The organism is Bacillus sp. XT-2 (genome assembly GCF_025696525.1).
Taxonomy (GTDB): domain Bacteria; phylum Bacillota; class Bacilli; order Bacillales; family Bacillaceae; genus Bacillus; species Bacillus halotolerans.
The window spans coordinates 21267-37643 of the sequence record NZ_JAHVOC010000003.1 but is presented as its reverse complement, the minus strand read 5'-3'; the positions used below and the strand labels follow the sequence as shown (position 1 = coordinate 37643).

Here is a 16377-nt window from a genome sequence, read left to right as displayed (position 1 = left end):
AGATGTCATGATCTGATGATAAGTTTTTTTGTAAAGTTTGCTTACAAATCTAATCAGCCATACATCATATTTTGATTTCTTCCTTTTCGGTCGTGTAGAATAAACAAAAAGGAGTGGTCTATCATGCAAAACCCTTCAAAAGCGGAAATCAAAGAAATTCTTGATGGAAGTAAGAGAATAGCGGTAGTCGGGCTTTCAGACCGTCCCGATAGAACATCGTATATGGTATCAAAAGCGATGCAGGATGCGGGATACGAAATCATACCAGTAAATCCGACGATCGAAGAAGCGCTTGGTGTAAAAGCCGTATCATCGTTAAAAGAAATTGACGGTCCGATTGATATCGTAAATGTATTCAGACGTTCAGAACAGCTTCCTGATGTCGCTAAAGAGTTTCTGGAGACAGATGCCCCGGTATTTTGGGCGCAGCAAGGCCTGGTGAACGAAGAGGCTTATCAGATGCTGAAGGAAGATGGCAGAACGGTCATCATGGATCTGTGCATAAAAGTGGCACACGCTGTAACAAAATAGGTGCAGAGCTGCAAAAATCCTTGTGAATTCAAGGATTTTTGCTTTTTCATGTAAAGATATTGTTTGCGAATTACTGTGAAACAGATACAATAAAGCTTGAACAGCTTTTTTTGAATGCCTTGCTAAGCTGGGTTCCGGCCGTTCGATTTGCGAAGGTCCGCTGCTTTATATATAATAAACAAACATACGTTCTCATCTCGGAAAAACAGCACTTTTGGATGTTTTACGGAATGATTCGTTAGCTGTATGTTGAGAATGGGATTACATTGGTTATAATGAAGAGTCCAAGGCAGAAGCGCACCGGGGCAAGGATTATGAAAAATACTTTTATACAATTGACAAGTAACAATGAAAAAGAGAATGTTAGTTTTTTGAAAGGGGTTTGTACGTTTGGCTAGAAAACAGCAATTTGATTACAACGAAGATGCCATACAGGTGCTGGAAGGCCTTGAAGCCGTAAGGAAAAGGCCGGGTATGTATATTGGCTCAACCGACGCGAGAGGCTTGCATCACTTGGTTTATGAAATTGTAGATAACTCCGTCGATGAGGTACTTGCCGGCCATGGAGATCACATTATCGTTAAAATACATAAAGACAACAGTATTTCTGTACAGGATAGAGGCCGCGGCATGCCGACTGGAATGCATAAACTCGGCAAACCAACCCCTGAGGTCATTTTAACGGTGCTTCACGCAGGCGGAAAATTCGGTCAAGGCGGTTATAAGACAAGCGGAGGGCTTCACGGCGTCGGCGCGTCTGTCGTGAATGCTTTATCTGAATGGCTGACGGTTACGATTGAGCGGGACGGCTTCGTCTATCAGCAGCGTTTTGAAAACGGAGGTAAACCGGTCACATCTCTCGAAAAGATTGGCAAAACGAAAAAGACAGGCACACTTACTCACTTTAAGCCTGATCCGACAATGTTCAGCACAACAACTTATAATTTTGAAACGCTTTCTGAACGCTTACGGGAATCAGCGTTTTTATTAAAAGGATTAAAAATTGAACTGATTGACGAGCGGAACGGCCAGCGTGAAGTCTTTTATTATGAGAACGGAATAGAAGCGTTTGTTGCTTACTTAAATGAGGAAAAGGATGCCCTGTCTGAAGTGGTCTCGTTTGAAGGAGAGCACCATTCCATCGAAGTGGATTTTGCGTTCCAGTTTAACGACGGCTATTCAGAAAATATCCTGTCGTTTGTTAACAACGTCAGAACAAAAGACGGCGGAACTCATGAGTCAGGTGCAAAGACAGCGATGACGAGAGCCTTTAATGAATATGCGAGAAAAGTGGCTTTGCTGAAAGAAAAGGATAAAAACCTTGAAGGCACAGATATAAGGGAAGGGCTTTCAGCTATAATCTCTGTCCGTATTCCTGAAGAACTTCTTCAATTTGAAGGACAAACAAAAGGAAAACTCGGCACAAGCGAAGCAAGATCTGCTGTAGACACAATCGTATCAGAACAGCTTGCTTACTTTTTAGAGGAAAATCGGGACACCGCTACTCTTCTTGTGAAAAAAGCAATAAAGGCGAGCCAGGCGCGAGAAGCGGCTCGTAAAGCCCGGGAAGAAGCCAGAAGCGGCAAAAAACGAAAAAAATCAGAAGCGACATTAAGCGGTAAGCTGACACCTGCGGGTTCGAGAAATCCGGCAAAAAATGAATTGTATCTCGTTGAGGGTGACTCTGCGGGTGGTTCAGCAAAGCAGGGAAGAGACCGTAGATTCCAAGCGGTTCTGCCATTGCGCGGTAAAGTCATTAATACGGAAAAAGCAAAGCTTGCTGATATCTTTAAAAACGAAGAGATTAATACGATCATTCATGCCATCGGCGGCGGTGTCGGGGCTGATTTTTCAGTCGAAGACATTAACTACGATAAAATCATCATTATGACGGATGCCGATACTGACGGCGCTCATATTCAAGTACTGCTTTTAACCTTTTTCTATCGCTATATGAAGCCGCTCATTGAGAATGGAAAGGTATTTATTGCACTGCCTCCTTTATATAAGGTCAGCAAAGGCAGCGGGAAAAAAGAAATTATTGAATATGCATGGTCTGATGAAGAGATGGATGATGTACTGAAAAAAGTCGGCAAGGGCTATACAATCCAGCGATACAAGGGTCTTGGTGAGATGAACGCAGATCAGCTGTGGGAAACGACGATGAATCCGGAATCCCGTACGCTTGTAAGGGTTAAAATTGACGACGCGGCACGTGTTGAGAGACGCGTGACAACATTAATGGGCGATAAAGTAGAGCCGCGCAGAAAGTGGATTGAGAAAAACGTAGCTTTCGGCTTGGATGAAGAAAGCAATATTTTAGAAAATGAAAACTTATCGGTCGCTGAGGAGGTTTAATGATTGTCACAGCCAGAATTATTTCATGATTTACCATTAGAAGAGGTGATCGGCGACCGTTTTGGACGCTATAGTAAATATATTATTCAAGACAGGGCGCTGCCTGATGCGCGCGACGGTTTAAAGCCCGTACAGCGCAGAATTCTGTATGCGATGCATACGGACGGAAATACATTTGATAAAAATTTCAGAAAAGCGGCCAAAACGGTCGGTAATGTCATCGGTAACTACCATCCGCACGGTGACAGTTCGGTGTATGAAGCAATGGTGCGGATGAGCCAGGATTGGAAAGTGCGGAATGTATTAATTGAAATGCACGGGAATAACGGAAGTATAGATGGAGATCCTCCGGCGGCCATGCGTTACACAGAAGCGAAGTTGTCTTCTATTGCATCAGAGCTTCTGCGGGATATTGACAAAAATACTGTTGAATTTGTCCCAAACTTTGATGATACAAGCAAGGAGCCTGTTGTACTTCCGGCTATGTTCCCTAACTTGCTGGTCAACGGTTCTACCGGTATATCTGCAGGATACGCGACTGATATACCGCCTCATCATTTAGGAGAGGTCATTGATGCTGTTATTAAACGCATTCAAATGCCGTCATGCTCTGTAGACGATCTCATGGAAGTGATCAAAGGGCCCGACTTTCCGACAGGCGGAATTATCCAGGGCGTTGATGGCATTAGAAAAGCCTACGAAACCGGAAAAGGGAAAATTATTATCCGCGGAAAAGCTGAGATCGAAACGATCAGAGGCGGACGTGAGCAAATTGTGATTACAGAAATTCCGTTTGAAGTCAATAAAGCCAACCTTGTGAAAAAAATGGACGAGTACCGTATTGATAAAAAGGTTGAGGGCATCTCCGAGGTTCGAGACGAAACAGACCGAACCGGCCTTAGAGTGGTCGTAGAACTAAAGAAAGAAGCAGATGCCAAGGGCATTTTGAATTACTTATATAAAAATACTGATTTACAGATTACGTATAACTTTAATATGGTGGCGATCCACAACCGCCGTCCAATGCTGATGAGTCTGCCAGCTATTTTAGATGCATACATCGGCCACCAAAAAGAAGTTGTCACAAACCGATCCGTTTACGAGCTTCAAAAAGCAAAAGACAGACATCACATTGTAGAAGGTCTTATGAAGGCTTTATCGATCTTGGATGAAGTCATCGCAACGATTCGCTCCTCTAGCGATAAACGTGACGCCAAAAACAATTTAATGGCGAAATATGAATTCACTGAGCCTCAGGCTGAAGCTATCGTGTCCTTGCAGCTATATCGTTTAACAAATACCGATATCACAGCGCTCAAGGAAGAGGCTGAAGAGCTCAGCAAAAATATTGAAGAGCTTGAATCGATTTTGAGCAATGATAAAAAGCTGTTAAAGGTCATTACAAACAGCTTAAAAGCGCTGAAAAAGAAATATGCGGACACGAGACGCTCTGTCATTGAAGAAAAAATTGAGGAAATCAAAATTAATCTTGAAGTCATGGTTGCCTCTGAGGATGTATACGTGACCGTTACAAAAGATGGCTACTTAAAGCGCACAAGCCAGCGTTCCTTTGCCGCTTCAAACGGACAGGATTTTGGAATGAAGGACACAGACAGGATGCTGCACCAGTTTGAAATGAATACGACAGATGTGCTGCTGCTGTTCACGAATAAGGGAAGCTATATCTATTGTCCGGTTCACCAGCTGCCTGATATCAGATGGAAGGACATGGGCCAGCACTTTTCTAACATAATCACGATTGAACGTGACGAAACGATTGTAAAGGCCATACCGATAAAAGAGTTTGATCCATCTGCTTATCTTTTATTCTTCACGAAAAACGGCATGGTGAAAAAGACAGAACTCACCCATTACAAAGCACAGCGTTATTCTAAAGCACTTGTGGCGTTAAATCTAAAGGGTGAAGACGAGCTGATTGATGTACATGTGACAAATGGTGACAGTCAGATCTTGATGGCGACACATCTCGGATATGGCCTATGGTTTGGAGAAGATGAAGTAAATGTTGTGGGCGCACGTGCAGCTGGCGTTAAAGGAATTAACTTGAAAGATGGAGACTTTGTTGTGTCAGGAGAAATTCTGAATGAGTCTGATTCTCTCGTATTGTTTACACAGCGGGGAGCGGTCAAACGTATGAGTCTTTCTGAGTTTGAAAAGACCTCCCGTGCAAAACGGGGAGTCGTTATGCTACGTGAACTGAAGAAAAATCCGCATCGTGTCGTTTCGCTGTTCGCGTGCGGACTTGATGAGCGGTTTATGGCAGAGACGGAAAAAGGGGACAGAAAAGAACTGCAGGCTAAAGAGCTGCGAACAAACGACAGATACAGCAATGGTTCATTCTTTATTGATGAAGAAGAATCAGGCAAGGTCACAGCTGTCTGGCGTCTTACAACTGAATAATCATTAAAAAACCCGCCCACATATCGTGAGCGGGTATATTTTGTTTTCATCAGCTTTCATGGCTGGTGAATAAGTCTGTCACGGCATGAATGACTTCAATACCTTGCCATACAAATAAGTTCAGCGCTGTGAAAGAGAACAAGCCTAAAATCACCATTCTTAAGATAAACAACATGTTAACAGCCTCCTCATATTTTCGTTATATATTCGGGTGATGTTGAACATGAAGTTTGTCGAAATAAGACGATTGATAAAATTTGGCCAGTATAAAGCTTTTTCTTCGCTGCCGTCTCCGGGAGTAACATATATCTTTGTTTTCCGCGGTCATCAGCAGCACAGCCATTGAGAAGGCAGTCAGCGCAAAAGCTCCGGTGATGGATTTCTTTTCATCATCTGCATTTTGGCCAGCTTTCATCTCATGCATTTCCTGCTGGTCGGCTACCGCTTTATAATGATGGCCAATATCAAAGGCGTGGGGAATTGAGAACAAATGAAAACTGGCAATCGCCAAAAATAAGATGGACGCTTTAAGTATCGTTACTTTTTTCAAATGATCTCCCCCCCTTCGATATTACTGAATATTTTTATAATGATACCCCAGACCATCTTAAAAGTAAACCTGATTTATTAAATTTAAAAATAAAATTCACTTTGTTAAGTATATATCGTTTCAGTTCCTTTTTAAAGTGAAATGTCTTTTATTAGTATATGTATACCCGATCTAGGGTGTGATTCAAAACATATTTTAAAGATATGTTTGCAGCTCAAAAATTATCACGATATACACCCTAAGGTTAGGGAGAAACAAGCGGAGAATGAATAGAAAGGGAGACTCTTTTTATTGATTTCTAATGATTTTATTCATAGAAAATAAAAAATCAAACTAACATAATATTCTTCCGAAAAAACTTTCTAATTCGACATATTGTGATATAATAATACTCGTTGTGTTAAAAAATCTAACATCAAAAATGAATTCAGCATGAATTGCAAAAACGGGAGGTAAGTATGGAGTCTTTTTTCAGCAAAATGATTAATATTCCAAGTGCCTTTATTTGGGATTATTTAGTCTATATTTTAGTAGGGCTTGGATTATTTTTTACAATTCGTTTTGGTTTTATCCAATTCCGATATTTTATTGAAATGTTTAGAATAGTAGGTGAGAAGCCTGAAGGAAATAAAGGCGTTTCATCTATGCAGGCGTTCTTTATTTCTGCGGCATCCCGAGTTGGTACAGGAAATTTGACTGGTGTGGCCTTAGCAATTGCGACAGGCGGACCAGGAGCTGTATTTTGGATGTGGGTTGTAGCTGCTGTAGGGATGGCTTCAAGCTTTGTTGAGAGTACGTTAGCGCAGCTTTATAAGGTGAGAGACGGGGAGGATTTCCGCGGCGGACCGGCCTACTATATCCAAAAGGGTCTTGGAGCTAGATGGCTCGGCATTGTATTCGCTGTTTTAATTACTGTATCGTTCGGTTTAATCTTTAACGCTGTTCAAACTAACACAATAGCGGGTGCCTTAGATGGCGCTTTTCATGTGAATAAAACAGCAGTAGCCATCGTTCTTGCTGTTTTAACTGCGTTTATTATTTTTGGCGGTTTAAAACGTATTGTGGCGGTATCACAATTAATTGTTCCGGTAATGGCAGGCATTTATATTCTTATTGCTTTATATGTAGTGATTACTAACATTTCTGCATTCCCAGGAATTATCGCAACAATTGTCAAGAACGCTTTCGGCTTCGAACAAATTGTCGGCGGCGGTTTAGGAGGCATCATTATAACCGGCGCAAAACGGGGACTATTCACTAACGAAGCAGGAATGGGAAGCGCGCCGAATGCAGCTGCGACAGCTCATGTTTCGCACCCGGCAAAACAGGGTCTTATTCAGACATTGGGTGTATTTTTCGATACATTTATTGTCTGTACATCTACTGCGTTTATCGTATTACTTTACAGCGTAACGCCAAAAGGTGACGGTATTCAAGTAACACAGGCTGCATTAAATCACCATATTGGAAGCTGGACGCCGACTTTTATAGCCATCGCAATGTTCTTGTTTGCATTCAGTTCAGTTGTCGGAAACTATTATTATGGTGAGACAAACATTGAATTTATTAAAACTAGCAAGCTATGGCTGAATATTTACCGTATCGCGGTTATTTTTATGGTTGTTTACGGATGTATGGCAGACTTTCAACTTGTTTGGGACATGGCGGATCTCTTTATGGGGCTCATGGCGCTGATTAACTTAGTTGTGATCACACTGCTGTCAAACGTAGCATACAAAGTCTATAAAGATTACGCGAAACAGCGCAAACAAGGACTTGATCCTGTGTTTAAAGCGAAAAATATCCCAGGACTGAAACACGCTGAAACTTGGGAAGAAGAGAAACAAGAAGCATAATTTATAAAGAATACGGCTGCATTCAAGTCATTGAATGCAGCTTTTTATTTGCCGAAAAAAAGCGGAATCTTTTGATTTCATCAAAAAATAACGTGTAAAGTCCTGAACAAGCACTTTTATCCCCTGATATACACGTGTCAGCTGTATAAGAAGCAACACAAAAAGAGTCAATTGACAGGCTTTTTTGCCGTCTAAAAACAAGAAATTAGGTTGATAGACAATCATGAGAAAGATTTTTACAATGAGTCCGTGTTTAAAAAAAGAAAGGGAGGGAGAGCGGCAGCTAATAGGCAGACATTTTACATGATTATTTGGAGGAGGAGAGAATGCTATATGAAACGTTCAGTCTCTATCTTTATCGCTTGTTTATTAATGACAGTATTAACAATTAGCGGTTTCGCAGTACCGGAAGCCTCTGCAGCAGGGGCGAAAACGCCTGTAGCCCTTAATGGGCAGCTTAGTATCAAAGGTACTCAGCTAGTCAATCAAAACGGAAAACCGGTGCAGCTGAAGGGGATCAGCTCACACGGTTTGCAGTGGTTCGGCGATTATGTCAATAAAGACACTTTAAAATGGCTAAGAGACGATTGGGGAATTACCGTCTTCCGGGCGGCAATGTACACGGCTGACGGCGGTTATATAGAGAATCCGTCTGTGAAAAATAAAGTCAAAGAAGCTGTTGAAGCGGCAAAAGAGCTCGGAATATATGTCATCATTGACTGGCATATTTTAAATGATGGCAATCCAAATCAAAATAAAGAGAAGGCAAAAGAATTCTTTAAGGAAATGTCAAGCCTTTACGGAAGCTCACCAAACGTTATATATGAAATTGCTAATGAACCGAACGGTGATGTAAATTGGAAGCGCGATATCAAACCGTATGCGGAAGAAGTGATTTCCGTTATCCGTAAAAATGACCCGGATAACATCATTATTACCGGAACAGGCACTTGGAGCCAGGATGTCAACGATGCTGCGGATGATCAGCTTAAGGATGCAAACGTCATGTACGCGCTTCATTTTTATGCCGGTACACACGGCCAGTTTTTAAGGGATAAAGCGGACTATGCGCTCAGCAAAGGAGCTCCGATTTTTGTAACGGAATGGGGGACGAGTGACGCTTCCGGAAATGGAGGGGTATACCTTGACCAGTCGAGGGAATGGCTGAATTATCTCGACAGCAAGAAAATCAGCTGGGTAAACTGGAACCTTTCTGATAAGCAGGAATCATCCTCAGCTTTAAAGCCGGGGGCATCTAAAACAGGCGGCTGGCCGTTATCAGATTTATCCGCTTCAGGGACATTTGTAAGAGAAAACATCCGCGGCTCCCAAAATTCGAGAGAAGACAGATCTGAGACGCCAAAGCAAGAGAAACCCGCACAGGAAAACAGCATCTCTGTGCAATACAGAACAGGGGATGGAAGTGTGAACAGCAACCAAATCCGTCCTCAGATCAATGTGAAAAACAACAGCAAGACCACCGTTAACTTAAAAAATGTAACTGTCCGCTACTGGTATAACACGAAAAACAAAGGCCAAAACTTCGACTGTGATTACGCGAAGATCGGATGCAGCAATGTGACGCACAAGTTTGTGACATTACATAAACCTGTAAAAGGTGCAGATGCCTATCTGGAACTTGGGTTTAGAAACGGGACGCTGTCACCGGGAGCAAGCACCGGAGAAATTCAAATTCGTCTTCACAATGAGGACTGGAGCAATTATTCACAAGCCGGGGATTATTCTTTTTTCCAGTCAAATACGTTTAAAGATACAAAAAAAATCACATTATATAATAACGGAAAACTGATTTGGGGAACAGAACCCAAATAGTGACTGTTTTGACGGACATCACAATTGGTGTCCGTTTTCATTATCTAACAAGCGGCAGAACAAGGAGGTACAAGCTGTGGACGAAACATTGAAACAGTATATGTTGCTGTTCAAACAAAACAGCGACTTGGTTAACGGACCGGACTATCCAGGAAAGGAAAAAGATATCCAAAACCAAAAAGAACAGATTGAAGCCTACGAAAAACTTCTGCAGCAAGGCTTTACCAGCGATTATGATTATGATGAGTTTGCTGATTCGGTGATCAAATGCGCATACGGTGATATGACATTGGAAGAGCTGGAAGCCGTATATTATGGGTTGACTTCGCCATTTTAAAGTTTCTTAATAAGACTTCCTGAAGCTCAGGCATTTGACACTTGAAATAAAAGCAATCGAAATTGGCCAACCTGCAAGTAATTTTCTTATTCTGTCTCACTAACTTAAGTATACTTTGTTATTGAGACAGAATTTCTTTGAAATTAATTACTTCCTAGAATATATATTATGTTAACTAAAATAAGTCGTAAATCCACACCATTGTTGTTCAGCCTCTCTTATGCCAGGATTATTATCTGTATAAGAAAAAAACTTTAAAGTAGCTCGCGAAAACAATAATTGTTTAGGTGCAATGAAATTTGACAAATCATTGCACCCTTGAGCTTGTAATAATAATCTATTTCGTCAGTTGATTTTTTTAATTGTTTTGCCGCTTCCAATGCCCAATTCGGTTATGTCACTTGTTGCTGGTCTTCTTGATCAAGTCCACGCCATCGTATGCCAGACTCTCCACACTTGCAGCCTTCTGCAGTATGTAATGATCAAAAAAGTTCTTCGTATAGTCTGTAACAAGATTTCGCATCTCTATAGCATCCCGTTCGCCTCTGAGTTCCTCATTAACACTGGTAAACACGATGTCGCAGTAATCTAAATGCGCAACACGATCAACAGAGAAATAATAGGTTTCCATGCTATTGTTATCGCCAATTATCGCATTCATGTTATAGTTAGGTTCACAAAACAGTAGCAAAAAGGGTTTCTTAAGGTCGCTGTCGAGAAGGCCGAACGCACCGCTATCCAAGCCAATCCCGCAGGCGAACCGGTCGTCGTCCCGGCAAACAATCGCCGTCGTAGGCCCTCCATAAGAATGTCCGACTATGCCCATGCCGATGTCAAGCAACAATCTGCCCTTAAAGATGGAATTCAGCTCTCCAGAGTCCAGTTTGTAAAGATAATCGGCTACATACCTTACATCTTCTGCCTGTAATTCACTATACTCTGTTAACTTGGCAAGTATCGGCAGTGTAAGCAAGTTATGGCACATCTCAATGGCAGTTTCATCGTCAGGCCGCATCTCCATCTTACCAGCCAACGCCAGCATCTCCGTATCTTCAGAAAACGCCATAATGACATCCGAAAAATCCTTTGATACATTAAACAGGCGCCCATCTTTACGCTTATACATTGTGCTATTCTGATGGCCGATGCTTACCACAACATATCCCATGCTTGCCAAGTCTGTACAGATCACTGTACCCCATTCTGGAGAACCGCCACCGCCGCAAACATAGAATAACACCGGATAGCGCTTTTCCTTCCCGGAGAGAGCAATGTCGTCGTAACACTGGGTCTTGATATCTATAGAGAAAACATCCTTCCCTTTAAGATACGCAGTGACAAGTGGCTGCTCATTAAACATCTCGTAGACTTCAGGAAACATGTACGTTGATGTAGTCTTCCCTTCGCTGCTGTCAGATGGATAATACACAAACGCCGTCAGTTCTCTTTTTGAGTGATCTGATGCCGTGTACTCAACATCCATCTGGGTTCGACCGACAGTATAGCCGCCAATTGGTTCTGGAAATGCGTCATAAGTTTTCACTTTCTTGTTCCCCCTTCATTAATAAAAGTGGCGAATGTGAAATACATACATTGCGCTATAAGCGCTTTTCAAAACTGTTTTAGGGTCTGTTTCAACAAGAACCCAAAAATCGTATTCTAGTTCACTGAACAAGCGAACATTCCTTTTTAGTTAAGGACTATATAATTCCCAATAATTATTTCCAAACTTGCTGCTTCTTTTCATGTTAATGAGCGAATACATGTGTACACCTCTTTTAACAAGATTTTTCTATAAAATTTCGACAAGGTTCTACAATACCCTTCTATAAATATTCATAATATCTCAGTGATAGTGCATCGGTCGTTCAGAATGGATCCACTTTTACTTTCCCAAATAATAAAGGGTAATACAACTCTGTCATTTTCAGAAACAGAATTGTATTACCAAAAATTCGAAAAAACCCATCAAATTAAATATATAATTTCTTCCTCTAGTTTCTTCCTCTTCCCTGGTTTTGCAATATGGATTTTTGGCAAAACATGTCCGCGGGCCCGCTTGCCTGAGGTGCCCTTAACGATTTGCGACAAATGTTGTCACGCTTTGAGCTGGAAGATGGGCCCAAAAATGATTGCCCGTTACATTGAGATTCGTTCCAGGTTGAAGATTGCTGCTTCCGCTTGTTATCCACCTAGATACCTGAGAAGCAGATCCATTCTGCAACACAAAGTTTTGGTTGACCCCTGTGTTACTTTTGTTAATGGCAACAATAACGACCTTGTTGTCACCTTTATAGGCTGACACGTAAACGTTCGCATTAGGATTTTTCGTTGCATCTACCCTTACATAGCCGGGACGCACAAACTTCGAGAAATGAGCCATATTGTAACCGCGTTTGCTGATCGTACCGTCTTCTTTCATAGGACCGTAAGATCTGCGGATGTACCACCAAACATAAGATTGAAAATCTCCCTCCACCATTGAATGGTGAATATGCTCTGAAACGCCTAATGCCTCGGGCCAGCGATCCGCTGAATTGTTGTCACTGTTTGGATAGTATACTTCCGTCATCCATAGCTCTTTCCCTGCTCCTTTTTGTTTGAATAGAGGATAAGGAAACTGACTGACCTGAGTACCGTACAGGTGAGTTCCGAGAATATCCATATTCCTAAGCGCCTGTGGATCGTTCAAAATGGGGTCCGATATATTTTTAAAGTACTGAAAAGATTCTGGTGCAATGACACGTGCATTAATGGAACCGGCATTTTCTCTCATGAAACGAAGTATTTCTTGCGGAGTCCACCACGTCCATTCGTGCGCATAATCAGGCTCGTTTTGAACAGAAATCGCATAAAGATTCACGCCATTATTCTTCATGTAGGTAACAAAATCGTTAAGATGCTGCGCGTATGCGGCGTACTTATCGTATCTTAGCCGTTTAGCTGATGTGTCACCATTACGATTGAAGGTCTCAACCATATCGCTTGGAGGATTCCAGGGAGAAGCAAAAACGATTGCTCCATGTTTGATCGCATTCTTTGCAGTCTCCACTTCTCTATACCAATTATTTCTATTTTCATCCACATGAATTCTTAAGATTGAAAAACCTAACTGATTCTGTCCATTGCCAAAAGCGGTTTCTCTTTGAGCTGCTGTCAAATCTCCAATCCAAGCCGGGTGGTTCATGCCTCCAAAACCGCGGATCACTTGTTTTTCTGCAGATAAATTAATTGTTACATCACTTGCTGCTAAAACTTCAGTAGCACCTGGCCCGGCTAACATGACTGACAGCATAGTGAAACATACCAATAATACACAAATTGGTTTTTTTACGCTTGAAATCATTTTTTCCTCTCCTTGTCTTTTATGGTATTAAACAATCTGATCTGTCTCCTTTTATATTGCAAACAAAAGGTTTTCTCATCTTTTGAAAAGCCCTTTGCTTTCAAGAGGTATATCAAACTTTTCCTTGCTAAACTCGTTGTAATTACCCGAACCATTTTTTCACCCAAACGGTATATTCATAATGGAGGGGCTGCTCCGGCGTTGGCCATTTCTACACTCTTAAGCAGGACCATTGCCGGTGCTATCTTTGCGTAAACTGCCAGTAATCAAAATTAAACAAGTTTCCTGTACCTGTTCCGGTAAATACAAAGAAAACTTTGTGTACACCGGTTGCGCCGCTTACCGCAGTTTCTATTTCTTTCCAGTTTTGCGCTCCGCCTGTGGAAGGTACATTCAGGGTTCCTGCAAGCTTACCGTTTGCACTGTCTAGACGCACTTCTATTTTCCCGCCTATAGTGGATGCTACATTTGCTTTAAACGTTCTGGCACCGCCCGCCCCGAAGTCTGCATTTCCTACAGCAATCCAGTCTCCGTTATGAATGCTTGTTACATTTTGATTATTTACCGGCCCGCCGAGTGCTGAGGATTTCTCGGTCAAAATGCGTCCATTCCAGGCAAACGTTTCAGCTTCTACCCGGTTAAATGGATTCAAATTGGAAAGCTGTGTTACGCCTGCATAATTTGCTGCAACCTCTTGAATGGATCCATCTGCATTATGCGCCAGCTTATTAATATGGGGAGAACGGTATCCTTTGCCGGCCCCGAACAGAGCTGAACTGACAGTTTGGGTATGGTACACCACATACCACTCATTTTTTAAATTGAAAACAGCATGGTGGTTGTTTCCGCCACCTCCGAAAAATGCTCCCGGATTTTTCAGGAAGTGCCCTCTATATGTAAAGGGACCCATGGGACTTGAGCTGGTCATATAGCCGATCTCACCTGGGGGTTTATCGGCCGGGTGCGTGCCCCCGAAATTGATGCAATAGGAATAGTAATATTTTCCGTTATGCTTATGCATTCCCGAATCTTCAAACATAAAAGGCGCATCAATTGTAGCTGCACTTCCAACAACACTGGTCATATCAGGCCCCAATTTCATGACTCTTGCTGTTTTAGGATTGGCCCATTGTCCCTGCGTTGGATTTGAACCGCCAGGAACGCCTCCCCCGGCATACAGGTAACCGGTGCCGTCATCATCTACAAATACTGCCGGATCAAAAAGCCATACAACACCGGACATTCCTGGCGTACTTGGCGTTACGAGCGCTTTTCCGATTGGGTCGGTCCATGGGCCAATCGGGCTGTCTGCGGTGAGAACCCCGATACCTCCGCCGCTGTTTGCGAAATAAAGGAAGAATTTATCCTTACCATTTATCTTTTTAACTGCGACTGACGGGGCCCAGGACGCACCTGCCCATTTCGCAATCCCCCGGCCGCCATTAGCCCCGTTGGCACCTGCTACCGGAATGGCTCCGTGGTCTGTCCAGTTCACCATATCCGCTGAAGAGATGACGAATACTCTATTCAAATTGGCAAATGAGTTATCCTTAATCGTTCCGTTGTTATTATATTCATAGTCATCACTTGACATATAGATGTAGACTCTTCCGTTATAGGTCAGCGCAAACGGATCTGCTCCCAAATGATGGTCTATAAGGGGGTTTGAATTCCCTGCATGTTTTGCAATTGTAGTACTGGCTGCATATGCAGACTCCCCAAATAAGCAACTCAATAATAAAGCAAGAACCCATAAACATACGCTACACTTTTTACTCATGACTTAACATCCTCCTTTTTTCTAAAAATGGGGGGTGATCACACAGGTCATGAAGGACACATAAATCGGATGCTGATCGTATCATCGAACGGTGAAAAAGCGCACTGACATTCAAATAAGGTATATTTAGCCCCCCTTTTCCTCCGCCATCCTGATGACACGTACCACAGCTTGCCGATGCATGCTTCTGGCAGGAAATAAAAAGGCAGGATTTTTCAAGAGTTCCCTCCGATCACATTGAATAGAGATGCAATATTATACAAAATATCCCTTTATCTAACATCCTAGCATGATTATAATAAATGTGTATAGAATACTTTCGGAGGAATTATTGTTCGGTTTTACAAAGAAACTGGATACATTTATTCATTGAATATATAAGGTGGGAAAATCAGTCTTAAAAGGTTTTCAGGCGCAAAAAAACAGCCGTTCAGAGCGGCTGTTTTTTTTAGAGTACAAGAACTATTGCGGTATACCCGCCGTCCATAACTACGGCCTGACCTGTGATGCCTTTTGCTTTGTCGCTGTCCCTGTCCCTCTCGAGTGCGAGAAGCCTTTATGTAATAAGCCATTCACCCCTTCCTGTAAACCGCTGTAAGTGATGACCCGTTCTCCGCCTTGTTCATAGGGGGCGTCCTGGAAAGCTCTCATTCTGACGCTATAATATGTTTCTTCCTGCATCATATTCCCCTCCTTTCTAACCTTGAGAATGAATGTTAACTAAACTCATTAAAGGTCAACACTTGTGCAGGATATTAGTGTTCCTCGTAAAATATGTCAACCTGCACGATCAAACTATTAACTTAATGAATCTGCAAGGCCTCATTATTTTTTCATGTTTTGTTCATATTTTAGTAATTGTTTATTCAACACTGTCCTCTAAAGTAATCCATATCAACAAATGTGACAGCCATCTGCATTTTTTATGAAGGGAGGTCAAAACTGGGTGCCGTTATGTTGAGAGAAAAAATAAAAACATTAGGCCGTTTTTGCACCGTGGGCGTCGGCAATACGCTGATAGATTTTGGTGTCTTCTTTCTTCTCACCGCTTGTCATGTCCCTTATCTGCTAGCACAGATCTGCTCCTATTCGGCAGGTATCATCAACAGCTATGTGTGGAACCGGAATTGGACGTTTCGTGTAAAACGTAAGGCTGACGGAAAAGAGATCGTGCGCTTTCTCATGATTAATATTGCCGCGTCGGGGATCACCTTTTTGCTGCTTTATTTGTTTCAAAAAGGCGGCTGTTCGCTTTTGGTGAGTAAGCTCGCCGCCACAATCGGCGGAATGATGATGAATTTTATCGGAAACCGAATCTGGGTATTTGGAGATTCGCTGAAAAACATACAGGATCAGGAGTGAAGA

General features: G+C 42.2%; 12 protein-coding genes and 2 pseudogenes. 7 read left to right on the top strand and 7 right to left on the bottom strand.

Annotated features, from left to right (window positions below):
- Positions 1-123 precede the first annotated feature (123 nt).
- From KXD37_RS10060 to parC, 3 genes are all read left to right on the top strand, one after another.
- Positions 124-531 (top strand): CoA-binding protein, encoded by a 408-nt coding sequence (locus KXD37_RS10060; protein ID WP_059335687.1) that lies wholly within the window; start codon positions 124-126, stop codon positions 529-531.
- Between the two features lie 390 nt (positions 532-921).
- A complete protein-coding gene (parE, locus tag KXD37_RS10055; protein ID WP_263463510.1) occupies positions 922-2889 on the top strand; it encodes a DNA topoisomerase IV subunit B in 1968 nt (655 codons plus the stop codon).
- A 3-nt stretch (positions 2890-2892) separates the two neighbouring features.
- Positions 2893-5310, top strand: a complete 2418-nt coding sequence (gene parC / locus KXD37_RS10050; protein ID WP_216394443.1) for a DNA topoisomerase IV subunit A — start codon at positions 2893-2895, stop codon at positions 5308-5310.
- Positions 5311-5359: 49 nt separating this feature from the next.
- Here the strand turns inward: parC and KXD37_RS10045 are convergent, their stop codons facing one another.
- Both KXD37_RS10045 and KXD37_RS10040 read right to left on the bottom strand, forming a co-directional pair.
- Positions 5360-5485 carry a hypothetical protein gene (locus KXD37_RS10045; protein WP_010334426.1) on the bottom strand — a complete coding sequence of 42 codons (126 nt, stop codon included), beginning with the start codon at positions 5483-5485 and terminating at the stop codon, positions 5360-5362.
- Positions 5486-5509: 24 nt separating this feature from the next.
- The gene (locus KXD37_RS10040; protein WP_044155717.1) at positions 5510-5860 is read right to left on the bottom strand and encodes a hypothetical protein; all 351 of its coding nucleotides are present in this window, start codon (positions 5858-5860) and stop codon (positions 5510-5512) included.
- Positions 5861-6318: 458 nt separating this feature from the next.
- Between KXD37_RS10040 and KXD37_RS10035 the strand changes: the two genes are divergently transcribed.
- The 3 genes from KXD37_RS10035 to KXD37_RS10025 all read left to right on the top strand — a co-directional run bounded on the left by KXD37_RS10035 (position 6319) and on the right by KXD37_RS10025 (position 9886).
- Complete coding sequence (locus KXD37_RS10035; protein WP_106021643.1) at positions 6319-7716, top strand: alanine/glycine:cation symporter family protein; 1398 nt, start codon at positions 6319-6321, stop codon at positions 7714-7716.
- A 333-nt stretch (positions 7717-8049) separates the two neighbouring features.
- Positions 8050-9549: a cellulase family glycosylhydrolase gene (locus tag KXD37_RS10030; RefSeq protein WP_255004724.1), complete on the top strand. Its 1500-nt coding sequence runs from the start codon at positions 8050-8052 to the stop codon at positions 9547-9549.
- A 76-nt stretch (positions 9550-9625) separates the two neighbouring features.
- Positions 9626-9886 carry a YnfE family protein gene (locus KXD37_RS10025; protein WP_059291729.1) on the top strand — a complete coding sequence of 87 codons (261 nt, stop codon included), beginning with the start codon at positions 9626-9628 and terminating at the stop codon, positions 9884-9886.
- Between the two features lie 397 nt (positions 9887-10283).
- Here the strand turns inward: KXD37_RS10025 and KXD37_RS10020 are convergent, their stop codons facing one another.
- The 5 genes and pseudogenes from KXD37_RS10020 to KXD37_RS10005 form a co-directional block, all read right to left on the bottom strand.
- Positions 10284-11429 carry a choline esterase gene (locus tag KXD37_RS10020; protein WP_106021640.1) on the bottom strand — a complete coding sequence of 382 codons (1146 nt, stop codon included), beginning with the start codon at positions 11427-11429 and terminating at the stop codon, positions 10284-10286.
- Between the two features lie 531 nt (positions 11430-11960).
- The gene (locus KXD37_RS10015) at positions 11961-13232 is read right to left on the bottom strand and encodes a glycoside hydrolase family 30 beta sandwich domain-containing protein (RefSeq protein ID WP_106021639.1); all 1272 of its coding nucleotides are present in this window, start codon (positions 13230-13232) and stop codon (positions 11961-11963) included.
- Positions 13233-13473: 241 nt separating this feature from the next.
- Complete coding sequence (locus tag KXD37_RS10010) at positions 13474-15012, bottom strand: glycoside hydrolase family 43 protein (RefSeq protein ID WP_127695108.1); 1539 nt, start codon at positions 15010-15012, stop codon at positions 13474-13476.
- A 448-nt stretch (positions 15013-15460) separates the two neighbouring features.
- Positions 15461-15568 (bottom strand): annotated as a pseudogene (locus tag KXD37_RS24100) (hypothetical protein); the annotation flags it as partial.
- Positions 15544-15693 (bottom strand): annotated as a pseudogene (locus tag KXD37_RS10005) (6-carboxyhexanoate--CoA ligase); the annotation flags it as partial. The pseudogenes KXD37_RS24100 and KXD37_RS10005, both read right to left, overlap by 25 nt.
- A gap of 222 nt (positions 15694-15915) precedes the next feature.
- Here KXD37_RS10005 and KXD37_RS10000 point away from each other — a divergent pair.
- Complete coding sequence (locus tag KXD37_RS10000; protein ID WP_127695106.1) at positions 15916-16374, top strand: GtrA family protein; 459 nt, start codon at positions 15916-15918, stop codon at positions 16372-16374.
- The last annotated feature ends 3 nt before the right edge of the window (positions 16375-16377 follow it).